Raw genomic sequence first — 23,468 nt, forward strand, 5'->3', positions numbered from 1 at the left:
ACAGCGGATCGAGCAACGATTCAGGCAGAATCGCGAACGATCAGCTCGGTTCCGTAGACCTCCGAGCTGGTCAGGTCGGCGCCGCCGATCTTCGCCAGCAGGATCTCGGCCAGCCGCGTCCCGAGCAGCTCGACCGGCTGGCGGACCGTCGTCAGCTTCGGCGTCGTCGTGGTCGCGAGCACGGAGTCGTCGAAACCGACCACCGCGACATCCGCGGGCACCCGGCGGCCGCGCTCGGACAGCACCCGCAACACGGCGGTCGCCATCAGGTCGTTGGCGACGAAGATGCCGTCCAGGTCGGGGTGTTCGTCGAGCAGTTTCACCGCGGCCTGCTCACCGCCGTCGGCCGTGAAATCACCGTACGCGACGGCCTCCGGCAGGCCGGCTGCGGACATCGCGCTCTGATAGCCGGTCAGCCGATCCAGGCCCGCGGTCATGTCGAGCGGCCCGGCGACCGTGCCGAGCTTGCGGCGACCGATGCTCAGCAGATGCTCGACCGCGGTCTTCGCGCCGACGACGTTGTCGACGTCCACACTCGCGACCGGGACGTCGACGCCCAGCGGACGGGCGCTGAAGACGATCGGGAGCGGCAACTGGGCCAGCTCCTGCAGGACGTTGTCGCGGCCGTGGTGGCTGATCACGATCGCGCCGTCGACGTGGCCGCCACGCAAGTAGCGCAGCAACCGCCGGTCATCGCCCTCGGCGGGCTCGAGCAGCAGCACCAGCTGGGACGACGTGGGCGCGAGCGTCCGGCTGACGCCGCGCAGCATGCCGGCGAAGAACGGATCCGAGAACACGCGGCTGTCGGGCTCCGGGACGACCATCGCGACCGAATCCGTCCGGCGGGTGACCAGCGCGCGGGCGGCCCGGTTCGGCACGTAGCCGAGCGCGCCGATCGCGCGCTCGACCAGCGCCACCGTCTCCGGCAGCACCTTCGGCGATCCGTTCACCACCCGGGAGACGGTCGCCCGGGAGACTCCCGCGAGCGCCGCCACCTGTTCGAGCGTGGGCGAACCTGAATCGTTCATCGGTCCTCCCGCGGTCGGCTGGTGTGGCTTCACACCGTATTACTTTCCGGGGTTATTTTCTTGCGTTACCGGTCCCGGAACTTCCGCCGTCCGGAGGATCAGCCACTCGACCGCGTGTTGGCCGCCTGCTCGGCGCCCTGTAGCGCCGACGTCCAGGCCGCGGCCGGGTTCTGTTTACCCTCGTCGACCTTGGTCAGCGCGGCGCTGAAGATCTGGTTGATCTCGCCCTCGCGCGGGCCCTTGTGCTGTTTGAGGATCACCGCCCGGGCCCGGTTGACGAAGATCTGGCCGACCGGCGCGTTGTTGAAGTACGGGTTCACCTGCGACTTCACCTGGGCGTCGTCGTACGCGTCCAGGGTGGACGGGAACGAGCCGACCTTCTTGAAGACCTTGACCTGCTGCTCCGGCGCCGTCAGCCAGGCGGCGAGCCGGGCCGCCTCGGCGGCCTGCGGGGACTGTTTCGGGACGGTCAGGTACGACCCGCCCCAGTTCCCGCCGCCGCCGGGGAAGACGTCGGCGACGTCCCACTTGCCCTTGCCCCAGTTACCCGCGTTGTCCTGGATGACGCCGAGCAGCCAGCCCGGGCAGGCCATCGTCGCGAACGCGTCGGTCTTGAACGCCTTGTTCCAGGCGGGTGTCCAGGCCGGGAGCCGGGCCGACAGGCCGTGCGCACTGCCCTGGACGACCTGGTCCCAGGTGGTCTTGAGCAGCTGGTTCTCGGCGCCCAGGAAGCGATCCTGGTTGGAGTAGTACGCCTGGATCAGCTGGTTGCGCATCGCCTCCCAGGTCAGGACGGCGGAGTCGTACCAGGCCGAGCCCGGCACCTTCTGCTTGAACCGACGACCGGCCGCGAAGTACGCCGGCCAGTCGGAGAACAGCTGAGCGACCTCGGCCCGATCGGTCGGCAGACCCGCCTTGGCGAACAGGTCGCGCCGGTAGCAGATCGCCTCCGGGCCGATATCGGTGCCGTAGCCGATCACGCGGCCGTCCTGGGTGGTGGCGCCGGCGACCTTCCAGTCCAGCCAGCGGTCCTTCAGCTCGGCGGCGCCGTACTCGCGCAGGTCGACGAACTGGTCGGCCTTGGCCAGGTACTTGTAGATCCAGCCGATCTCCATCGCCTCGATATCGGCCATCCCGGACCCGCTGGCCAGGTTGGTGTCGAGGTTCTTGATGTGCGCGTCGACGGTCTCCGCCTTGCGCTCGACGATCCGGACGTTCGGGTGCGCGGCCATGTACTCGTCGTACAGCTCGGTGTACCCGAACTCGTTGAAGGTGGCGATGGTCAGCTCGACCTTCGGCTGATCGCCGGCGCCGCCGGACGATCCGCACGCACCTGCCAGCAGTGTGAGGCTGCAGGCGAGGAGAATTGCTATGGGGCGGTTGCCGGCACCGTTTCTGCGCCGCATGGAATGGCTCCCTGAGAACTGGACGGGTTGAGAGCGCTCTCGGATCGCGAAAGTGTGCCGAGTTTCTTGGCTCTCCACCGGGTATGTCAAGCACTGGATGATCACTCTGAGATACCGAGCAGTACAGGTCAGTACATACTATGCAGCGTTGTCACGCTGTGAACCACGCCGATTACGGTGTGGTGATCACGGGCTGTGAGAATCATCGGTCTCGGAAGGATGCGGTGTGGGTCGCGCCCCGGCTGCCGCCGACGGCGATCTCGAGGACGAGCCGGCCGCCGGTCTCGACGACGGTGACGGACGGATCGGCGGTCAGGACGGCGCCGGCTCGGCGGTCGATCGTGATCCGGACAGTGGTCGCGGTCCGGGACGGGTCGGCGACCGCGACGGTCAGCGTGCGGTTCTCACGGCCGACGACGACCGAGGCCGGGCCGTCCGAGGTGATGCCGGCGGCGGTCGCCGGCGTCCAGAAGTTGGCCATCGTCACCTGCCCGGAGCGGATCGCCTGGACGGCCGCGATGTTCGCCACGATCGTGACCCCGCAGTGCCGCGCGGTCTGCGCGGGCGTGGCGCCGGGGAGGAGGATGTAGGCGTAGGCGTCCCGGTCGTGTTCGAGGACGAGCGACTGGTAGCGGCGGGTGTGCGGCGTGGTCGAGCCGCCGGTGTCGTTACCGACGTTGATCTCCGACCAGGAGCCGGTCCGGTCCTCCCGGTGCGCCCGGAGGCGGCCGCCGTTGGGGAAGACGTAGCCGCCGACGCCTTCGAGGTGAGCCCAGCGCGGATCGGCGTACTGCGTATTGGCGCCGGTTCGGCCGTCGACGAGCAGCCGGGCGGCGCCGTCCGCGTGCAGGTTGCGATTCTCGACGACGGTCTCGACCGGGAAGCCGTCGGTACCGGAAATTCCGGCGCCCAGGGCAACGATCGCGTCGGGGAGGCAGAACCAGGACTTCTTTGCTTGTAAGGACTTGTCGTGGTTGATCAGGTGCATGCCGACGGCGCCGATCGTGTTCCGGTACGAGGCGCCACCGACCCATTCGGCGTACGCGGCGATCGTTCCGGTGCCGGCCGTCCCGGCGTGCGGCTGGCGGGGTTTGGCGCTGACCGTCGTACCGGGCAGGCGCTGGGCGTCGACGGTCGGCCAGAAGGCGTCGAAGAACTGGGAGTGGTCGTCGTTGTAGAGATACGTCATGCCGTCGCCGACGTACCAGCCGCGCAGGTTCTCGCCGTTACCCCATTCGTAGCGGGCCATTCGCTTCGATGACATCGCGATCGCGAACGTCCAGCCGGGACGGCGATGCACGACGCGATCCTGGTGGTGGAACTGGAAGTGGCCGGGTTTCGCGGGCGCCGCCGGGACGGCGGGATCGGCCAGCACCGCCTTGGCGCGGGCCAGGTCGGGAATCGATGCCGAGGGCAAGTAGTCGTTCAGGCGATCGCGGGTCAGCCAGCCCTTGGCGAGCGCGCGGTAGTCGGCGGCGTACGGCGCGGCGACACCGCTCGCGAGCAGCAGGACGGTCGAGGTGGTCGCGTGTCCGTTGCGGTGATCGCCGGCCTTCTCACGGGAGATCGCGCGACCGGAGACGGCGTCCATCATCAGGCCGTTCACGACGAACGGCGCGAAACTCGCGGCGACCGCGTCGAGTACGACGGCGCGATTCGGGTCGGTGATCTCCCAGGTCGATCCGCCGAGCAGCGCGAGCAGGTTGGCGATGCCGCCGAGGGCGACGTTGCCGTAGGTGCCGACGTACGCGAGGTTGCCGTGCTGGACGAACGAGCCGTCGCGGTAGAAGCCGTCGCCGCTGGTGACGTAGGTGAAGACGCTGTTCTTACCGGCTTCGGCGACGTCGCTGAGCGCATCGCGGGCCGCGGCGACCTTGGCGGCATCCGAGCCGACCAGGCCGCGGAGCGCGACGATCAGGGCCTTGTCGACGCGGTTCGCGCCGGTCTCGCGGACGGACGGCGAGTTGGTACGCCGGTTCGGGTCGGGGACGAAGCGGTCGACGGCACGCAGGTACGCGGCGCGCTGAGTGTCGGACAGGATGTCGTACGCGAGCACGCAGGTGTCGAGCAGGGCGCGCGGGGCGCCGATCTCCCAGAACCACCAGTTGCCGGTCTCGGGGAGGGACTCGTTGTAGGCGCGTTCGTTGAGGAAGTCGAGGGCGCTCGCGAGGACGGCGGCAGGGTCCTGGTTGAGGGTGGTGCCGGGTGTCGCGCGGGCCAGGGCGATCGACTTGAGCCGGTTGTAGCTCAGGGAGAAATTGCCGGACGTCGGGCTGAGCGGGAGGTCCGGCCAGAGCGCGTCGGCGTCCGGAGTCAGGGTGTCGAGGAAGCCTTGCGCCTGGCGGGTCAGCTTTCCGAGCGCGTCGGCGTACGCCGGGTCCGTCGGGTCGATCGCGCCGCCGGTGGCCAGGTCGGACCAGCGAGTGCGGAGGGCGGCGAACTCGTCGGCGGCCGCGGCCGGGGTGGTCGCGATCGTCGAGAGGGCTCCGGCGGCCAGACCGGTTTGCAACAGCAGGCGGCGGCTGATGGGCATCGCGTCTCCTTGGGCTGGGTAAGCGCTTGCCTTACCTCAGCAGGTGTCCGCAAAGGTCGTCAACAGGTCAGAACCGATCAGTTGCGAGCAGTTTGCTATGGGAGCAGCTCGCGGACGACGGCGTCCGCGAGTAACCGGCCGCGATCGGTGAGGACCAGGCGGCCGCCGGTCAGGGTCGCAAGACCGTCGGCGAGGACAGTCTCGACGGCGGCGCGACCCGCGGCGTCCAGGACGTCGAGCGGCAGACCGGCCGCGAGGCGGACCTCCAGCAACACGCGCTCGATCCGGCGGGTTTCGTCGTCCAGGAGCTCGCGCGCGTGGGCCGGACTGTGGCGGGCGGCGATGCGCTCGGCGTACGCGGAGGGGTGCTTGACGTTCCACCAGCGGACGCCGCCGACGTGGCTGTGCGCGCCGGGGCCGATCCCCCACCAGGTGTCGCCGCGCCAGTAGAGCTCGTTGTGGCGGCAGCGGGCGGCGTCCGTCCGCGCCCAGTTCGAGACTTCGTACCAGGTGAGGCCGGCCTGGCTGAGCAGGGTGTCGGCCAGGACGTACTTGTCGGCGAGGTCGTCGTCGTCCGGCATCGGGAGCTCGCCGCGGCGGACGCGGCGGGCCAGCTGAGTGCCGTCCTCGACGATCAGCGCATAGGCGCTGACGTGGTCGGGGTCGGCGGAGAGCGCGGACTCGAGGGACGCGCGCCAGTCGTCGAGCGACTCGCCCGGCGTGCCGTAGATCAGGTCGAGGTTGACGTGCTCGAAACCGGCGGCGGTGGCCTCCTTGACGGCCTGGAGCGCGCGGCCCGGCGTGTGCTGGCGATCGAGGATCTTGAGCACGTGGGTCGAGGCGCTCTGCATACCGAAGCTGACCCGGGTGAAACCGGCCTCCAGCAGCGCTTCGAGGTAGGCGGGATCGACGGACTCCGGGTTCGCCTCGGTGGTCACCTCGGCGCCTGGCGCGAGGCCGAACTCGTCCCGAACGGCCTTGAGCATCTTGCCCAGGTCGGCGGCCGGCAGCAGGGTCGGCGTCCCGCCGCCGAAGAAGATCGTTTCGACCGGCCGATCCAGTCGTTCGAGGACGCGGCGGGCCAGCCGGACTTCGCCGACCGCGGACTCGGCGTACGACGCTTGCGAGCCGCCACCGCCGAGCTCCTTGGCGGTGTAGGTGTTGAAATCGCAGTACCCGCAGCGCGAGGCGCAGAACGGGACATGCAGGTAGAAGCCGAACGGCCGCTCTGCCGCCTCACGAACGGCGGCACCGGGTAACGCCCCATCCTGGGGCGCAACCTCCCCCTCAGGCAACGTCGACGGCACGCCACCATCGTACGGATGCACGAAGGACAGGAAATACCACCCCGAATCCGGCTCCAGCGGACCGCCGCCCACCGCGCGGCGGCCGGATCAACTCGACTACCTCCTGCCCTTCGTGCCATCGACATCCGATCGCCGTCGTTCTGTAGTAGCACTCCGTGCTGGACTGATTACATTCAGCTCATGGACACCGAGGCTCAGCCGGTCGGACGCGGCACCCGGAACGCGGTCGTGGTCGCGATCATGCTCGGAATGTTGCTCGCGGCCCTCGATCAGACGATCGTGGCGACCGCGCTGCCGACGATCGTCAGCGATCTGGGCGGCGCCAACCACCTGTCCTGGGTGGTGACGTCGTACCTGCTGGCCGAGACGATCATGACCGCGCTGATCGGCAAGTTCGGCGACCTGTACGGGCGCAAACGGATGTTCCTGCTCAGCGTCGTGCTGTTCCTGGCCGGCTCCGCGCTCTGCGGGATGGCGGATTCGATGCTGTGGCTGGTCGGCTCCCGCGCGATCCAGGGGCTCGGCGCCGGCGGTCTGATGGTGACGGCGATGGCCGTGATCGCGGACGTCGTACCGCTCAGCGAGCGCGGCCGCTATCAGGGCGTGATGGGCTCGGTCTTCGGCGTCTCCACGGTCGCCGGCCCGCTGCTCGGCGGGTTGTTCGTCGACCACCTGAGCTGGCGCTGGGCGTTCTACGTGAACATCCCGCTGGGTATCGTCGTCCTGATCGTCGCCTCGCTGACGCTGCCGTCGGTGAAGGCGCCGGTCAGTCCGCGGATCGACTATCTGGGCATCCTGTTCATCGGCCTGGCCGCAACCGGGCTGACCCTGGTCACCACCTGGGGCGGGAACGAGTACGCCTGGACGTCGACGGTGATCATCGCGATGGCGATCGGGTCGATCGTTGCCCTGGGCCTCTTCGTTGCCGCCGAGAAACGCGCGGCCGAACCGCTGCTGCCGTTGCGGTTGTTCCGCTCCGGGGTGTTCACGATCTGCTCGATCATGAGCTTCATCGTCGGGTTCGCGATGCTCGGCGGGGTGACCTACCTGCCGACGTACCTGCAGTTCGTGCACGGCGCCTCGGCGACGGAGTCCGGCCTGCAGATGCTGCCGCTGGTGGGCGGATTGCTGATCGCGTCGATCGGCGTCGGCCAGGTGATCAGCAAGACCGGGCGCTACCGGATCTTCCCGATCGTGGGCACCGTGCTGATCACGCTCGGGCTCTTCCTGCTCTCGCTGCTGAGCAACGACACGTCGTACATCGTCACCGCCGGGTTCATGGTCGTGCTCGGCGTCGGCGTCGGCCTCTGCATGCCGGTGCCGACCGTCGTCGTCCAGAGCACCGTCGACTACGCCGACCTCGGCGTCGCCACCTCCGGCGTCAGCTTCCTGCGCACGATGGGCAGCTCGTTCGGAGTCGCCGTCTTCGGCTCGATCTACGCCCACCAACTACCGGAGAAGCTGGGCCCCGCCGTCCAGGCCGCCCAGGTCGACGCACGTCTCGCGTCAACCGTCGAAGGCGTCCGCGGCCTGCCGGACGCCGCCCGCACGGTGATCACCGCGGCGTACGCCGACTCCCTACACGTCGTCTTCCGCTGGGCCGTCCCGGTCGCCGCCCTCGGCTTCCTCACCGCCCTCCTGCTCAAGGAGGTCCCGCTCCGCGACACCGCCCGCATGTCGGCCCGCGACGTCGGCGAGAACTTCGCCGCCCCCGCTTCCTTCGACTCCGAGCGCGAACTCCAGAAACTCGCCGCCCTCGTCGTCCAGCACCACAAACGCAACCCGGCCCCCGAAGTCCTCGCCCAGTCCGGTATCCCGCTCACCCTCGCCCAGGCCTGGCTGATCATGCGCGTCTTCCGCGGCGGCGCCGAGTCCGGCTCGGCCACCCTCGCCGAGATCACCGGCGACCTCGAGGTCCCACCCGGCGCCTTCGAACCCCTCGCCGCCCAACTAGTTGCCCTAGGCCACCTCTCCGAAACCCTCGGCCACTACCGCTTCACCCCGACCGGCCTCGAACTCTTCCAATCCTTCATCGGCGCCTACCGCCGCTGGTTCCTCACCCACCTCGCCGACTGGTCCCCCGAAAACCCCGAAGCCTTCGCCACCGCCGTCAACCGCATCACCGAACAAATGCTCGACCGAGGCCACTCCCTGACCACCGGCAAACACGCCGCCCCGCTGACCCCGGCCTGACCGCCGAGCCTCCGGCAGCGGTAGTTGCGCTGCCGGAGGCTCTGTACAGCGAGCGTTCAGTTCTTGCGCCTCAGGCGATACGCGCACCAGAGGACACTTGCGATCACCGCCAACATGACGACGGCGTTGATCGCAAGAACCACTCTGTCGTCGGTCGACAGCCGGACGACAGTCAAGATCCCCACCGTTGCAACAGCTCCGGCGACGACCACGACCAGCCGACCGGCCCCCGGCGGTGCAACCTTTGCACCGCCGGCATTGCGCCAGACCGCCGCACTCAGCATGCCGATCAACAGGCCGGCCAGCGCCAGCAGCCAGCTGCCCGAGCGAATCGCTACGGCCATTACGGCGCCGGCAGCCACCAGCTCGGCCAGTGCGAGCGACTTCCCACCGTTAAGCGCCATACTCGGAGCACTCGTGCTTCCAGACGAAGTAGGCAACGAGCAGTCCGATGACCGCGGCGACGGCAGTAGTGCCGCCGGAGAGCCAGCCGAATCCAAGACCGAAGGCTGCGATGACGATCGCGCCGGACAGCGCCACGATGGCGCCCACACACCCCCAGTCCCGCTGCTTCTTGGCGCGCTTCTTCATCTTCTTACGGATCTTCTTGTACCGCTTGACCTTCTTCTTGACGCTGCGCATCTCCGACTTGCTGATTCCGCGGCTTCTACCACCGCCACGCTCGTGCAGGTTCTTACGACCGTCGAGGTCGTACCGGTTGACCGGGTCGGTCGGGTAGTTGTACGGGTTGGCGTTGCCGCCGCGCACTGGGTCCGTCGAGCCGAACCCGCCGGTGGCCGGGTTGTAGACCCGAGCGCCCATCAGGATCAAACCGGTCGATGTCGTCGATCGCTGGTTCGCGCCGAGCCAGCCGTAGCTCGAGCGAGTCGCCGAGGCCGCCGCACCGCTCGCCACGCCGTACTCGTCGAAGTTCGACCACGAGTCGATACCGGTCGAGGTGGACTCCGGTGCCGGCACCGAGACGGTGGTGACGATGTCACCGTGCGGGTTGCCGAGTGGCAGGGCAGCGCCGTCCGCGGTCGCAGTCATTCCCAGTCCGGTGCCGAAGTCGACGTACCGCTCGACGCTGTTGCCCAGTGTCGTCCAGGTAGGACTGTCACTCTCATCCGTGTAGTGGCTGACCGTGGTAGCCACGGTCGTTGTGTCGCCGGACGTCGTCACCGTCTCGATCGATCGCCGATCGGCCGCGTCGAGGGTGTACTCCGATGTGACGTTCCCTGCGACCAACTTGCGGACAGCGTCGTTGTCGAAGTACGCGACCGTGATCCCCGTCGGAGTCCCCTTCGGCGTATCCGCACTCGGGATCTCCAAGGTGCGTCCGAGTTGGTCGTACACATATCCGCCGGTGGCGTTCGCTCCCTTGACCGGCCGGTCGGCGGTGTCGAACGATCGGCTCACCGTGTTGCCGCCAGCAGTGGTGCACGCTCCATCGACACCTGAGGTGACCGAGTCCTGAGCGAGTCTGTTGTCGTTCCGGTCGTAGGTGTACGACCGGCTGACGCAGGGAGCAGCGCCCGGGTCGCCGAGATCCGCGCCAGGGCCTGCAGCGGTCCGGTCTTTCACGCCAACCAGCCGATTGGCATTGTCGTACTTGTAGGCGCGGTCGTACGGGTTGGCGTCACCCGGCGCGGTGCCGCCACCGTCCCCGGTGAACGCTGAACCGTCCGGAGTCCACTCGTGGGCCACGCGGCCGAGGACGTCGTTGTCCAAGGACCAGGCCAGCCAAGCGCCGTCCGGATCGATCGTCGTGTTTCCTTCCTCGTCCGTCGTGCTGACCTGGCCGGTGTAGCGCAGTCCGGTCGGCTCACCGGCGTTGTCGACCTCGTTGTACTGCTTGACGCCGCCCGGGAGTTTCTGCAGGACGGCGGCCGACCCAGGATCGTAGGCCACGCTGGAGGTCCAGGTGGATCCAGCAGTCGTGACATCCACCTTCGTCGTCAGACCACGACGCTCTTGGTTGCCGTTGGCATCGGAACCGTCGTAGGTGTAGGTCGTTGCCCCGTTCGCGTCGGTGACAGTTGCGATGTAGCCGGCCGCGTCGTAGGTCGTCGTGGTGGCCGACTCACCAGAGGGCTGATAAGAAACTCGGCGTCCCCAGCCGTCATACCCGGTCGTGATGGTTCCGCTCGTGGAGCCGTCGGCGTTCTTCGCCGTCACAACCGTCGGCAGCCCTGATCCGCCGTCATACGTCGTGATCTTCGCGGTGTTCGGCATCGAACCGGTGAGGCCGGTGACGGCCGTTGCTGTCGACTCCGGCCGCCCATCGGGCAGATACGTCGTCGTGATCGTCCGCGTGACAGCCCCGGAGGTCTGGCTGACCGTCTTGGGGAGCAGAAGGTACGAGTACCCGGACGTGACGCTGATCGGGAGGGTCGGCGTCGCACCGGACGCCGACGTCGGCTGGGCCGCCGGGTAGTCGCGACAGACCAGGCCCGCCCACTGCGGCTTGGCACCGCAGGCGGGGAAGGTCGAATTGGGAGCCACGGTGTAGTGGACGATTTTCGTCGTCCCCGCGTCGGCGCCGTTGGACGCCGGCTGCCGAAGCTCGACGACCCGGCGCTCCGCGTCGTAGCGGGTCACCCTGACGATGTCGCCCGGACTGCTCACGCCGTCGGTATCGACGTCGGTCACCGTCCGGCCCGGCAAGCCCGATCCCCAGCCGTCCGCGTCGCCGGCGACCGGTGCCGTGTAGTCCGTCAGCGTCTGACCGGTGATCTCCAGATCTGTTCCGGTTCCGGGGTCGTAGGCGTACGTCGACGTCGTCGTCACGAGCCTGTACGGCAGGGACGTCGCCGGGTTGATGCCGCCGTTAGGAGCGCCCTGGTCGTACTTCGTCGCGGTGTGCGGGCGCACCCACGCCACCGTGCCGTCTTTCAGCGTCGCGTAGCGCGCCGGTCCGAAGGTGTCCGTCACCAGCGAACCTGCGGCTGTGACGACCGAGTCGCCCGTCGCGTTCTTGATGTCCGGGTTGTACCGCGTCACGGTGGCAAGCTGGTCGACGCTCGCACCGGCCGGCACGTTGCTGTCGATCACCATCCGCAGCGCGCGTTCGTCGAGTTCACGAACGGTGTTTCCGCTCTCGTCGTAGTCGGTCGCCGTGTACTGCCAAGCTCCCGCGCCGTAGTCAGCGGAGTTGACGGTGTAACCCGCCGCATCGGTGTACTGCAGGTCGGCGTACTGCCAGTCGGCGGCGCCCGGCGCCCCCGCCGGTTGATGGCCTGAAGCGAACACCGCGAAACCGTTGGTAGGCGGAGTCGTCTGGTTCCAGCGCGCCACCGACGTGGTGCTGAGATCCGGCAGACCTTCACCGGACAGCGGTACGTCATACACATACTTGCCCAGCGTCGCCGTGCCACCTGTCGGGTCTCCGGCTGGACGGTCTCGTGTCACCTTGTCGAGCTTCTGCCGGTCGTTGACCGTGACGTAGCTGAACTGGAACGGAACCTGGCCGGCAGGCTTCACCGATGCGAGGTCGTCACCGGCGCCCAGATAGGTGTAGTCGGTGGACAGGCCGGACCGCGGGTCGGTGACCTTGGTGAGCCGCGCGTTCCCGTCGTAGGCGTAGGTGGCGATCTTGATCGACTGCATTCCGGCCCCGCCTGGTTTGTCCGGGTTGTAGATGTCGAGCCAGGCGTCGGTCAGCCGGACTTGCGAACCGATCGTCGTGTAGGTGAAATGCAGTGCGCGACATCCGGCAGTCAGCCCGGCCAGCGGGTCCGCCGCGTTGTAAGCGCCACAGGTAACACCCGCAGGAGCGGGAGCCAGAACCCGGGTCACCCGGCCGGCACCGTCGTAGGAGTAAGTCGTCTTGGTCGCGACGCCAGGCTCCGAGACGCCACTCGGCCGGAAGATGCTCGTGGTGTTCGTCGCCGGAGCGGCACTGGGCAACCAAGTCGTGATGCTGCCGTCGTCTGCCGTGTAGGACACCAAGGTGTTCACACCGGATCCGGTGACCGTGAGCCGTGAACCGTCCTGCTCGCTTTCCTGATCGACCGGTACCCAGGTGCCGGTCTCGAACGCCGTCGTACGGCGCTTTCCGGACGGGGACTGGAAGCTCAGGCTCGTCCCGTCGCCGTCGACCAGGGACAGCGTGCCGTCGAGCCGGGTGGAGTCGATCACCTCGCGACCGGCCTCACCGCCGTCAGCGCCGTCGAACTGCGCCACCCATCCCGGGCCGAACGCTCCGGTGACCGGGTTGGCCGGGCCTTGGTAGGTCAGGTGCGATCTCGAGACGGACAGTTCGCCGCCGTAACCCGGGACGGAGACATCGGTCGCTTCGGTGTTGAACTCGCCGGTCCACAGGGCGACCTCGCCGGGCCCGGCGTCCGCGACCGGGAAGTTGCCGCCGAACGCGTGGGGCACGCGCTGCACCGTGGTACCCGGCGTCTGTGACCACGTGCACTGTTCGGTGTTGCTGTACTTGAAACACACCTGGACGTCGAGCTTCACCGGGATCCGGTTGTTCAGGTCGGTGGCCTGGATGCCCTCCAGATCCGGATCGGAGTCCAGGTTGACATCCTTCTTGGCATTGTTGGTGTCCCAGACAGTGCTGACCGCGACCCCGCCCGCGCCGTTGTCGACGACGGGCACCGCGACATCGTCGTTCCAGCCGACGAGATCGTCCGAGCCTCCATAACCCGAAACTCGCCATTTGACCTTCGCGGTCACGCCGGTCGCGGTGCCCTTCGGCGGACCGGCGGCGGTCACGCGCACGGTGTCGGCGGTGGTGATCCGCGGGGACGCCGTCGGCGACGTCATGGTCGTCCCGCCCCAGCCGAGGGTGTGGTTGACGTTCGGGGACGACAGCCGGCCGGCGGGCGATTCGGCCTGAACGACGAGGCTGTGCAGGCCGGGCTTGTTCTTGGGGAAGGTGACCTGGTACTTCGCGACGGCCGGATCGCTGGACGGCTTGATCTTGATCTGGCCTTCGGCGCCGCCGCTGAAGTTGGTCGGCGGGCGCTTGCCGTCGACGAACATCCGCAGGTAGCCGGGGGCGTTGAAGCCGACGCCGGTCGCGGTGATCGTGCAGGTGACGTCCTCGGTCGGCGGATTGTCCTGCCAGGTGCCGCTCTGGTTGTACGGCGCTGGGCACGACACCACCGGTTGCGCCGGCTGAGCCGCACCGACGAGGACTCGGGTGAAGCTGGACCACGGCCCGTCGAGACGGCCGTCGTTGGCCTTGGCCCGCACGTAGATCGCCGTGTTGTCAGGCAGGTTGTTCGGCGGCTTGCAACCCGCGGTCGTCCCGGACGGATACACAGAGCCGGTGCAGGTCGCCTTCAGGCTGTCCGGGCCGACCGGCGAGGTGTGGAACTCGAAGATGTACTTGACCGTGTTGCCGTCCGGGTCGGTGGCCTTGGTCGCCGCCCAGGGGTTCAGGTACGGGGTGTAGAGGTAGCTCGGCCCGCCGGGCGCGGCATAGGAGACCGCGGACACGTATTCGGGTGCGGCGGGCTTGGCCGGCGGCCGATTCCAGACGATCGTGACGTACGGGTCGGCGACACCGGAGAACGAGTAGAACCGCTTCCATCCGTTGACATCGGCCTCGTTGCCCGCGGTCAGCGCGAGGCCGCCGGTCGGGTAGGACGCGGTCGACCACGCGCGAGCCAGCGAGGTCATCGGAATCGCGATGCGTCCGCCGGCGCAGCCGCTGGCGCCCTTCGCCGCCGATACCTGGCCGTAGACGCCGCCCAACGTGGGCTGGCTGGTCCAGCGGCTCGCGGTGGTGGCCGGCGTCGCCGACCGAACCTGCACGACGGTCGGCGTACAAGACACCGCGTGGTACTGCCACAGCGAGATCGACGCCGACAGAATGTCCTTGCCGGCGAAGGTCGAGGTGGCGAAGTTCATGAAGGTGCGGGCGGTGGCGGTGCCGTTCTTGCCGACGCGGAGGTCGACGGCGTCCGACTGGTCGGTGGTGACGCCGGACTGGACCCAGGTGTCGAAGGTCGATTTGAGCGTGCCGGAGACGTACGTCGGGTCGACGGTGATCGGGAAGACGCGGGCGGGGTCCATGAACCATTCCGCGTCCGGCGCGATCACCAGCGTGGCCTTGCCACGCGCTGCTTGCTCGACGGTCACTTTCACGACGGTCTTGTTGATCGGATCACCGGTGGCCGGGTCCGTCGCCGAATCCCACATCAGGCTGACCGGGATCCGGGAACGGACGGCGTGCTTCGCGTCGACGAACTCGATCGAGCCATCCTTCGCGGTCCGCGCGGTCAGGCCCTTGGTCCGCAGTGGGAACCGCCAGACCGGCGCTGTCCGCGGGCGGGTCTTGACGACGAAGTCCGTCTCGAAACCGTTGCGTCGGGCATCTACTGTCAGATCGACGCCGGGCTGGACCTCCGAATAGGTGGCCTTCGTTCCGTCGATCGTCGGTTCGGGCAGCCGGAACGGCGCGATCCACTCCACGGGGTCGCCGTTCGACGCGGCGGCCGACGCGAACACGCCGCCGGTCGCGCCACTGCGTTTGCCCAGCCGCAGACCGAGCTTGTGCCCCCTCGGGGTCACCGTACCGTCGGCGTGCTTGGCCAGATTCAGGTCGATCTGCTGCCAGCGACCGGCGGCCGTCTTGAAGCGGACCGGCACCGCATGGGCCTCGGTCGTCATGGTGCCGTCCGGGTTGGCCCAGGTCGTGGCGGTTTCCGTTCGCATCGAACTCACCTCCACCCGCTCGCCCTGTGAGCGGGCCGTCACGGCGGCAGAGACCACGTCGGGTCGCTCCGCCACCTTCGCGACCGGTGGCGGAGGCACGACCGGCGCGGCGTCCGCGGTTTGGCGGGCTTCGAGGCCGGTGAGCATCAGGGTGAAGGCCGTCACCGCGGCCACCATTCGGGGAAAGCGCTGCACGCGGGCGCGCTGAGAACGATCCAGGACGAACAAAGAGACTCCCAGGTCGGGCAGGCCAAGGGACGGACGCCCGGCGAACGGAGGTTCGACGAGCGGGCCAGCACCCGCGACATCGACCGACGGTCAGGGCCCGTTACGGGAATTGCATCAAGTTGCAGAGTTCGTTGACAGGTTGGGTTGTGGGCGGTTAGAACGCGCCCACGCGATGGCGAGGAGGAGGGCGGCGGCGGTGCCGGTGAGGCCGAAGGCGCCGATGGCGGTGGCGGGGTTGGTGGCGTCGGAGAGGAGGCCGGCGGCGAGCGGGCTGAGACCGGTGGCGGAGGTGAGTCCGGAGTTGGAGATGCCGATGGCCTGGCCGCGGCGGGCGTCGGGGAGGCGCAGGGTCATCGCCGTGGTGGTCTGCATGACGACGATCGTGCCGAAGGCGCCGGCGACGGTGAAAAGGATGAGCGAGGCAACTATTCCGGGACGCAGGAGGCAGAGGGCGACGGGGACGGCAGCGGCGATGGTGAGTGGGCCGAGGAGGGCCGGGCGGCGGGCCTCGGGGACGTACTTGCTGAAGAGGAAGGCGCCGACGACGCTGCCGAGCGGGTCGGCGGCGAGGATCAGGCCGACGGTGACAGAGCCGCCGCCGAACAGGGCGGCGTACGGGGCGGCCATCCCTTCGTAGACGGCGACGAGGGCCATCAGCCAGAGCATCAGGACGAGTGTGCGCATCCCGCGGTCGGCGAACAGGAGACCCCAGACCTCGCGGCTGTTTCGGCGTCCGCCGGGGGTTTCGGTGGCGGCCGCGGCCGGGCGGGGCTGGAGGCGCAGGCGGATCAGGAGCGCGGAGCCGAAGAAGGTGAGCGCGTCGAGGAGCAGTACGACGTACGGGTTGAAGACCGCGATGAGCAGACCGCCACCGGCGAAACCGGCCATCTGGGCGGACTGGATGGTGATGCTGCGGATCGCCATCCCGGTGCTGAACCGATGCTCGCCGAGGACGTCGGGCAGCAGCGCGACCTGGGCCGACTTGAAGACCGGTTGCAGCAGCGACACGATCCCGACCAGCACGCAGAGCGACCAGAACGGCATCCCGGGGATCGCGACCAGCAGGATCAGGCAGCCGCGGAGCCCGTCGATCCACAGGATCAGCTCGCGGCGCGGGAACCGGTCGGCCAGGCCCGAGAGGAAGAGGCCGCCGAGCAGCGACGGGACGAACGTCAGCGCATAGGTGAGCCCGGTCAGCGCGGCCGACCCGGTGTCGGCGAAAACCAGCACCGACAGGGCGACCCGCGCCAACTGGTCCCCCGCGACCGACTGCAGTTCGGCCAGCCACATCGCCCGGAATTCCGGGACCTTGAACACGTCCTTGTACGTCACGCCGGCGGCCATGCACGCGACCCTAGGCCGGTGGCGGTGCCTGCCGAACAGTATTCGGATCTGGTGGAAAGGTCGTCACGCGGAACTTCCGGTCGTTACCGACAGTTGTGCTCTAGGGGAATTCGGGGGTCGGTGACGAGTCAGGAGATGGGCGATGAGCAAGCGGGTCGAGCAGAAGGCTCAGGCGCGTGAGCGGGTTGCGGCGCTGCGGAAGCAGCAGCAGGCGGCGGAGCGGCGGAAGCGGCTGCTGATCGCGGTCGGCGCGGTCGTGGCCGTGGTGGCAGTGGTCGGCGGGCTCGTGGTGATCAAACTCGCGGGCGGCGACTCGAAGACCGCGACCGGTCCGTCCGGAACCGCCGACGCGCAGATCGTCGGCGCGCTCGGCTCGATCCCGGCCGAGACCTTCGCGAAGGTCGGCAGCGACGACGTCCAGGCGGCGCCGTCCACGATCACGGCCCCGCCGCTGACCGCCGACGGTAAGCCGAAGGTGCTCTACATCGGCGCCGAGTTCTGCCCGTTCTGCGCCGCCGAGCGCTGGCCGGTCTCCGTTGCGCTCTCCCGGTTCGGGACGTTCAGCAACCTCGGCACGACGCACTCCGCGGCCGACGACGTCTACCCGAACACCCCGACGCTGTCGTACCACGGCGCGAAGTACACGAGTCAGTACCTGTCGTTCACCGGCCTGGAGACCACGACGAACGAGAAGGTGAACGGGCAGTACGAGCCGCTCGACACCCCGAGCGCCGAGGACCAGAAGACATTCGACACCTACAACAAACCGCCGTACGTGCAGAGCGGCGGCTCGATCCCGTTCGTCGATCTCGGCGGCAAGTTCGTGATGTCCGGCGCGTCGCTGAGCCCCGAGCTGCTGGCCGGTAAGACGCAGTCCGAGATCGCCAACGCGCTGAAAGACCCGTCGGACCCGATCGCCAAGGCCGTCGACGGCTCGGCCAACGTCTATACCGCAGCCTTCTGCCAGCTGACCAACAACCAGCCGGCCGACGTCTGCAGCACCGACGCCGTCAAGGCCGCCGCCGGCAAACTCGGCAAGAGCTGATGCGCAAACCGCTCGGTGTGATCCCCTGGCTGGTCCTCACGCTCTCGGTCCTCGGCGTCGTCGTCTCGGCGTACCTCACCTACGAGCACTTCACCGCCGGGACGACGCTCGCCTGCCCGGAGACCGGCGTCGTCAACTGCATGAAGGTCACCTCGTCGAAGTATTCCGAGCTGCTCGGCATCCCGGTCGCCGTCCTCGGCCTGCTGTTCTTCGTCGGGATGACGGCGCTGTCGCTCCCGGCGCTGTGGCGGACGCCGTCCCCCTGGCCGAGCCGCCTGCGCCTGGCCGGCGTCGTGACCGGGGTCGTCTTCGTGCTGTACCTGGTGTGGGCCGAGCTCTTCCGCATCAACGCGATCTGCCTGTGGTGCACCGTCGTCCACGGCCTCACGCTCGTCTTGTTCGCCCTGGTCGTCATCCGCATCGCCCTTCCCCCGTTGGAAGACTGACTGCATCAACCTGCAACCTCACCCGGGCGGCGCAGCGGCTGAGCGGCCCGCCGTCCGGGTAGGTTCGAGGGTGTGGACGCCGTACTGGTCGTGACTGCGATGCCGTTGTCCGAGGCCGCACGCTCCGAGCTGAGCGACACCCTCGGCGACGGCTATCTGGTCGTGGACATCAAGGAGGCGCCGCCGACCGCCAACATCTTGTTGACTCCGGTCGTCAGCGGGCAGTTGCTCGGCTCGCTCCGCGCGATGTTCCCCGAGGCCCGCATCCTCTTCACCGAACTGCACGACGACGGCCACGGCATCAGCCTGGAAGGGCCACTCGCGCGGATCGTGGCCCGCGGGCCTGACGGGTACTACGTCGCCGACGCCCTCGAAGCCCTGGCCCCCGTCGTCCAGTCGGAGTCCCGGCTCCAACTCACCGGCAGCTCCCGCCGCAATCCCCCACGCCTGGCTCTGGCTGCCCCCACCCCGGTTGATTCAGCCATCGCGGCGCCCGCTGAGTCCGCCGGCATCATCTGGCTCACCTCACCCGCCGCCCCACCCGGGCGGGCCCTCGACCTGCACGCGATCGACAACCTGGTCGCCCAAGTTCTCAACACGGCCACCCCACGCGACGACCTGCTCTGGGCCGCCATCGCCGTCGAGTGCGCCCTCCGGCTTCTGTCGAGCGGCGAAGGCAACGTGCTCATCGACGTCACCGACCTGCCCGCGCCAGTCCTCGCCGAACTCCAGATTCGCGTCATGAGTGAGTCCGTCCCCCACATGTCGTGGCCGCCGGACGCTACGCCTCGTCGATGATCACGGTGAAGACGCCGGTGGGGACGCCGGGCAGCGCGGCGACCTCGGCCGCTGTGCGCAGGAGGGCTTCGGTCGGAGCGCCGGTGAGGTAGTAGACGTACGCGTCGCCGTCGCCGCCGGCCAGGTCGTAGATGTCGAAGCTGCCGTCGCTGGACTCGTCGTCGAGGAAGTCCTGGATCTCGTCGATCCAGGCGTCGTCGGCTCCGGGGGCGCCGAAGGGTACGTGAATCTCGACGACGACCTGGTCGCCGGCCGGGTCATTCTCAACCAGGTAAGGGATCGGCGCTCGGCGGTCCGGGCTCGGGAGCGGGATCTGGATCACCTTCGGCGTCTCGGTCATGCCCTGGAAGGGGCCTTCGGGCAATGCCGCGTTGGGGAGGCCGCGGAGGTCGCGGAGCCGACGCCGGCGGAGGGCTCCGGGGCTGAGTGGTGCTGGGCGGACGTCGTCCGGCAGCTCTGGGCGATCGGCGGAGAGCTTGAGCGCCGATTGCGCGCGTGCGATGCCTTCGAGGACCACGGGGAGCGCGAGCAGCCGGCGTTCATCCGGTTCGAGTACGTCGAGCTGCGCGAAGTCGACGAACATGTCGACCAGGTGGCGCTTCCGGCCCCGCACCACACGTTCCTCGGCAAGACCCATCGACCCGGCCTTGACCACCATGATGTGGACTTCGAGCACCGGGGCCTTGCTCGTCTCCCGCCACCACGCCAGCCACGATCTGTTGGTCCCCAGCAGGTCGATCACCCGATCGACCTCCGGCAGAAACCCGTTCTGCGCACCCGACGCGACAACCTCGACCCCACCCTCGAGCCAGTACTCCTCACCGTCGTCCATCTCGTTCATGAGGCGACCGTAACTGTGCCCTCCGACACAGCCGGCCGCCCCGAACCCCCAACCTGAGTTGACGGGGTTACTGGTCGTACATTTTGTTGAGGACTTCGGCGTACTCGGTCTCGACGTACTTGCGTTTGAGCTTGAGGCTGGGGGTCATCTCGCCGGATTCGACGGTGAGGTCGCGGTCGAGGATGGTGAACTTCTTGATGGTTTCCCAGCGGTTGAGGCCGGAGTTGAGGTCGTCGACGTAGGACTGGACCATGGCGCGGGCGGCGTCGGAGGTGACGATGTCGGCGTAGGGCTGGCCGGCGAGGCCGTTCGCGGTGGCCCAGGTGGTGATGGCGTCGGGGTCGAGGGTGACCAGGGCGGTGACGAAGTTGCGCTGGTTGCCGTGGACGATGAACTGGCTGGCGTAGGGGCAGAGGGTCTTGAAGCGGCCCTCGATGTTCTGGGGGGCGACGTACTTGCCGCCGGAGGTCTTGAAGAGGTCCTTCTTGCGGTCGGTGATGTAGACGTAGCCGTCTTCGAGGTGGCCGATGTCGCCGGTGTGCAGCCAGCCGTCGGAGAGGACTTCGGCGGTCTGCTCGGGCTGGTTGTGGTAGCCGCTCATGACGCCGTCGCCCTTGATCAGGATCTCGCCGTCCTCGGCGATCTTGATCTCGGTGCCGGCGAACGGGAGGCCGACGCTGCCGAGCCGGTACGACGACGGCCGGTTCAGCGTGGAGCCGGCCGCGGTCTCGGACAGGCCGTAGCCCTCGAGGATCAGCAGGCCCGCGGCGTGGAACCACTCGGCGAGCTGCTTGTCGAGGGCGGCCGAGCCGGAGACGAAGAAGCGGATGCGGCCGCCGAAGCGGGCGCGGATCTTGGAGAGCACGATCTTGTCGGCCAGGCCGAACTGGACGGCGAGCAGACCGCTCGGCTCGTTGCCCTGCTGACGCAGAGCGGAGACCCGGGCGCCGACGCCGAAGGCCCAGTGGAAGAGCTTCTCCTTGACGCCGCCGTCTCCGGCGACCATGGTCTTGATCCGCGCGTGCGCCTTCTCGAAGATGCGCGGCGCGGCGGCCATGAAGGTCGGCTGCACGATCGCGGCGTTCTCGACGATCTTGTCGATCCGCCCGTCGATCGCGGTCGCGAACCCGATCTGGAACTGCACCGCGAGCAGCACCTGCCCGAACACGTGCGAGAGCGGCAGCCAGAGGAACTGCAGGTCGTCCGGCGTGAGGACGCCGGTCTCCTCGACCGCGGCCCCTTCGTACGTCCACACCGAGTGCGGCAGCCGGACGCCCTTGGGACGGCCCGTCGTCCCGGAGGTGTAGATGAGCGTGCAGAGGTCGGTCGGCGTGACCTGGGCGATCCGCTCGTCGACGGCCGCGAGGTGCTCGTCGCCGAGCGCGTCCAGGTCGGCCAGCGCGATCACCCAGTCGCCGTCTTCCGCGGACGGCGTCCCGTCGATCAGGACGACCTTGCGCACCGACGGGATGTCGGCCTTGTGGTCGCGCAGTTTGGCGACCTGTTCCTCGTTCTCGGCGAAGACGACCTGGACGTCGGCGTCCGCGACGATGAACGCGACGTCGCTGGCCATCGTGGTCGGGTAGATCGTGGTCGTCGCGGCGGCCGCGAGAATGCCCGCCAGGAAGCATTCGACCCACTCGATCCGGGTGCTGCAGGCGATGCCGACCCGCTGCTGGGGCTCGACGCCGAGCGCGATCAGGCCGGCCGCGCGGCGGCGGCCCAGGGTGTCGGTCTCCGCCCAGGTGACTGATTTCCAGGTCTCCCCGGACGGAAAGCGGAACGCCTCGCGCTGGGGCGTGGCCGCCACCCGGTCGAGGAACATACGGGCCATGGTGTCCTTGCGGCCGCTGAGCAGCTCGGACTGACCGGAATCGGTGACAGGCTTCATAATTGGCCTCCGTCGGGGGTCAAGTGACTGGAGAGTAGTGCACCCGTCGGCCGCTGACCATGGCACTCGCTTGCCCACCTCGTCCTTCTCCATTACGTTTCCGCAACATGCGCATACGGCCCGTGGCCTTCCTCTCACTCTCCGCTCTGCTGCTGACCTGGCTGACCCCGGCCGCGGCCGCGCCGCCCCCGCCGGAGTTCGGCACGGACTACGACGACCCGCGGACGCCGGCCCCGGCCGTCGCCGTCCCGGACACTCGGCACTGCGAGGTGCAGATCGTTCGCAACCAGTTCCGGAACTTCGATCCGTACACCTCGACCTACACTCCCCCGGCCGCCTGCCAGGGCCCGTGGTCGAAGGTCGTGCTGCGCCTGCACGGCGCGGTGAAAGGCGTCCAGTACGACCGGCTCGGCCACATCACCATCGGCGGCGTCGGCGTCTTCCGGACGTCGACCCCGGAGCCGAGCGCCGACGGCATCACCTGGGACGTCGAGAAGGACGTCACCTCCTACGCCCCACTGCTCACGAAAGCCCAGCCCGTCGTGATGGAGCTCGGCAACGTCGTCAACGAGACCTACACCGGCGTCCTCGACATCACCGTCACCCTCGACTTCTACACCACGGACCGCCGGACCAAGCCGGCCAAGACCGCGGACGTCGTCCTCCCGCTGCAGGACCAGCGTCGCGAGGAGTCCGACCTGATCGGTACGGCGACGCTCCCGCGGAACACGACCCGGCTGCTCGGCGAGGTCTACGTGACCGGCTCCGGCGGTGGCTGCGAGGAGTTCTGGGACACGTCGGCTCCGGCCGAGACCGGCTACTCCTGCCCGGACGGATCGCCGTACCGGGAGGTCGACGTCTCGATCGACGGCAAGCTCGCCGGGATCGCCCTGCCGTACCCGTACATCTACACCGGCGGCTGGTCGAACCCGTACTCCTGGCGCCCTTCCCCCGCACCGCGCGCGTTCGACATCAAACCGCTGACCTACGACCTGACGCCGTTCGCCGGCCTGCTCACCGACGGCAAACCGCATCAGTTCCGGATCCATGTGAACGGCGTCCCGGCCGGGCAGAGCGGCTGGTTCACCGTCCCGAACCTGCACGTCTGGACGGACCCGCAGCGCGCGCAGACCCGCGGCGTGCTGACGGCGTACGACGTCGCCCCGCTCACCAAGACCGACCAGGTCACCGGCACACCGAACCAGGCCGGCTCGGTGCACACCAAGGCCCGCCGGACCGCGAAGATCAGTGGCTATGTCGACACATCGGCAGGACGCGTCCGTACGACGGTGCAGCGCACGATCAGCAACACCTCCGAACACACCTGGGACGCCGGTGAGTCCCGCGACCGTCTCGACGCCAAGTGGCGGGACACCACAATCGTTACCAGTAACGGGAAAACCGAGCTGACCGACCTCGACTACGGCAAGACCGGACTGCTCACTTTCTTGCCGCACGCAACGATCCCCGGCGGGTACGACGTCGTCACCGACCTGAAGATCCACGACACGATCCGGACCACCCGCGGGATCAGCACCGAGACGTACGACGGTCGCGCGGCCTGGATCTACGGGGTCCCCCGCGACCAGCGCCACGCGACCGGCGTCCAAACTGTTCGGTTCAAGTCGCTCAACAGCAGCGGCTGCTACGACCACACCCTCAAAGCAGTCAACGGCATCTACACCGAGGACCGCTACCGCTGCTGACCCCGTTTCCCGAGCCCACCCACC

Annotated in this window: 14 protein-coding genes; 5 read left to right on the plus strand and 9 right to left on the minus strand. The window is 68.5% G+C overall.

What is annotated here, in order from left to right:
- Positions 1–20: 20 nt before the first annotated feature.
- From HPO96_RS03685 to hemW, 4 genes are all read right to left on the minus strand, one after another.
- Entirely contained in the window at positions 21–1,028 is a 1,008-nt protein-coding gene (locus HPO96_RS03685) for a LacI family DNA-binding transcriptional regulator (RefSeq protein WP_171670980.1), read from the minus strand.
- Positions 1,029–1,126: 98 nt separating this feature from the next.
- On the minus strand, positions 1,127–2,434 hold the full coding sequence (locus HPO96_RS03690; RefSeq protein WP_171670982.1) for an extracellular solute-binding protein: 1,308 nt from the start codon (positions 2,432–2,434) through the stop codon (positions 1,127–1,129).
- A gap of 202 nt (positions 2,435–2,636) precedes the next feature.
- Entirely contained in the window at positions 2,637–4,967 is a 2,331-nt protein-coding gene (locus HPO96_RS03695) for a polysaccharide lyase 8 family protein (protein WP_171670984.1), read from the minus strand.
- Between the two features lie 95 nt (positions 4,968–5,062).
- On the minus strand, positions 5,063–6,274 hold the full coding sequence (gene hemW / locus HPO96_RS03700; protein ID WP_171670985.1) for a radical SAM family heme chaperone HemW: 1,212 nt from the start codon (positions 6,272–6,274) through the stop codon (positions 5,063–5,065).
- A 180-nt stretch (positions 6,275–6,454) separates the two neighbouring features.
- Between hemW and HPO96_RS03705 the strand changes: the two genes are divergently transcribed.
- The gene (locus tag HPO96_RS03705) at positions 6,455–8,467 is read left to right on the plus strand and encodes an MDR family MFS transporter (RefSeq protein ID WP_171670987.1); all 2,013 of its coding nucleotides are present in this window, start codon (positions 6,455–6,457) and stop codon (positions 8,465–8,467) included.
- Between the two features lie 56 nt (positions 8,468–8,523).
- On the opposite strand, the gene HPO96_RS03710 is transcribed toward HPO96_RS03705, so the two are convergent.
- The 3 genes from HPO96_RS03710 to HPO96_RS03720 form a co-directional block, all read right to left on the minus strand.
- Positions 8,524–8,871 carry a hypothetical protein gene (locus tag HPO96_RS03710; RefSeq protein ID WP_171670989.1) on the minus strand — a complete coding sequence of 116 codons (348 nt, stop codon included), beginning with the start codon at positions 8,869–8,871 and terminating at the stop codon, positions 8,524–8,526.
- Positions 8,861–15,310, minus strand: coding sequence for an RHS repeat-associated core domain-containing protein (locus HPO96_RS03715; RefSeq protein ID WP_337796500.1), 6,450 nt, complete (start codon positions 15,308–15,310; stop codon positions 8,861–8,863). The genes HPO96_RS03710 and HPO96_RS03715 overlap by 11 nt, the downstream gene beginning before the upstream one ends.
- 177 nt (positions 15,311–15,487) lie before the next feature.
- The gene (locus tag HPO96_RS03720) at positions 15,488–16,717 is read right to left on the minus strand and encodes an MFS transporter (protein ID WP_171670992.1); all 1,230 of its coding nucleotides are present in this window, start codon (positions 16,715–16,717) and stop codon (positions 15,488–15,490) included.
- A gap of 142 nt (positions 16,718–16,859) precedes the next feature.
- Here HPO96_RS03720 and HPO96_RS03725 point away from each other — a divergent pair, with 142 nt between their 5' ends.
- The 3 genes from HPO96_RS03725 (at position 16,860) to HPO96_RS03735 (ending at position 19,006) form a co-directional block, all read left to right on the plus strand.
- Complete coding sequence (locus tag HPO96_RS03725) at positions 16,860–17,762, plus strand: DUF929 family protein (protein WP_171670994.1); 903 nt, start codon at positions 16,860–16,862, stop codon at positions 17,760–17,762.
- A complete protein-coding gene (locus tag HPO96_RS03730) occupies positions 17,762–18,208 on the plus strand; it encodes a vitamin K epoxide reductase family protein (RefSeq protein ID WP_171670995.1) in 447 nt (148 codons plus the stop codon). The genes HPO96_RS03725 and HPO96_RS03730 overlap by 1 nt, the downstream gene beginning before the upstream one ends.
- A 72-nt stretch (positions 18,209–18,280) precedes the next feature.
- Entirely contained in the window at positions 18,281–19,006 is a 726-nt protein-coding gene (locus HPO96_RS03735; protein WP_171670997.1) for a hypothetical protein, read from the plus strand.
- On the opposite strand, the gene HPO96_RS03740 is transcribed toward HPO96_RS03735, so the two are convergent.
- Together HPO96_RS03740 and HPO96_RS03745 are read right to left on the minus strand one after the other, a co-directional pair.
- On the minus strand, positions 18,990–19,847 hold the full coding sequence (locus HPO96_RS03740; protein WP_171670999.1) for a hypothetical protein: 858 nt from the start codon (positions 19,845–19,847) through the stop codon (positions 18,990–18,992). The genes HPO96_RS03735 and HPO96_RS03740 overlap by 17 nt on opposite strands.
- A gap of 67 nt (positions 19,848–19,914) precedes the next feature.
- A complete protein-coding gene (locus HPO96_RS03745) occupies positions 19,915–21,738 on the minus strand; it encodes an AMP-dependent synthetase/ligase (RefSeq protein ID WP_171671000.1) in 1,824 nt (607 codons plus the stop codon).
- Between the two features lie 107 nt (positions 21,739–21,845).
- On the opposite strand from HPO96_RS03745, the gene HPO96_RS03750 reads away from it, so the two are divergent.
- A complete protein-coding gene (locus HPO96_RS03750; RefSeq protein WP_171671002.1) occupies positions 21,846–23,444 on the plus strand; it encodes a peptide-N4-asparagine amidase in 1,599 nt (532 codons plus the stop codon).
- Positions 23,445–23,468 lie beyond the last annotated feature (24 nt).

Source organism: Kribbella sandramycini (assembly GCF_013131805.1).
Lineage (GTDB): Bacteria > Actinomycetota > Actinomycetes > Propionibacteriales > Kribbellaceae > Kribbella > Kribbella sandramycini.

Excerpts from the sequence above, each read along its gene's own strand:
- HPO96_RS03685 (WP_171670980.1), bottom strand. The coding sequence starts at position 1,028 with ATGAACGATTCAGGTTCGCCCACGCTCGAACAGGTGGCGGCGCTCGCG.
- HPO96_RS03690 (WP_171670982.1), bottom strand. The coding sequence starts at position 2,434 with ATGCGGCGCAGAAACGGTGCCGGCAACCGCCCCATAGCAATTCTCCTC.
- HPO96_RS03695 (WP_171670984.1), bottom strand. The coding sequence starts at position 4,967 with ATGCCCATCAGCCGCCGCCTGCTGTTGCAAACCGGTCTGGCCGCCGGA.
- HPO96_RS03705 (WP_171670987.1), top strand. The coding sequence starts at position 6,455 with ATGGACACCGAGGCTCAGCCGGTCGGACGCGGCACCCGGAACGCGGTC.
- HPO96_RS03710 (WP_171670989.1), bottom strand. The coding sequence starts at position 8,871 with ATGGCGCTTAACGGTGGGAAGTCGCTCGCACTGGCCGAGCTGGTGGCT.
- HPO96_RS03720 (WP_171670992.1), bottom strand. The coding sequence starts at position 16,717 with ATGGCCGCCGGCGTGACGTACAAGGACGTGTTCAAGGTCCCGGAATTC.
- HPO96_RS03725 (WP_171670994.1), top strand. The coding sequence starts at position 16,860 with ATGAGCAAGCGGGTCGAGCAGAAGGCTCAGGCGCGTGAGCGGGTTGCG.
- HPO96_RS03730 (WP_171670995.1), top strand. The coding sequence starts at position 17,762 with ATGCGCAAACCGCTCGGTGTGATCCCCTGGCTGGTCCTCACGCTCTCG.
- HPO96_RS03740 (WP_171670999.1), bottom strand. The coding sequence starts at position 19,847 with ATGAACGAGATGGACGACGGTGAGGAGTACTGGCTCGAGGGTGGGGTC.
- HPO96_RS03745 (WP_171671000.1), bottom strand. The coding sequence starts at position 21,738 with ATGAAGCCTGTCACCGATTCCGGTCAGTCCGAGCTGCTCAGCGGCCGC.
- HPO96_RS03750 (WP_171671002.1), top strand. The coding sequence starts at position 21,846 with ATGCGCATACGGCCCGTGGCCTTCCTCTCACTCTCCGCTCTGCTGCTG.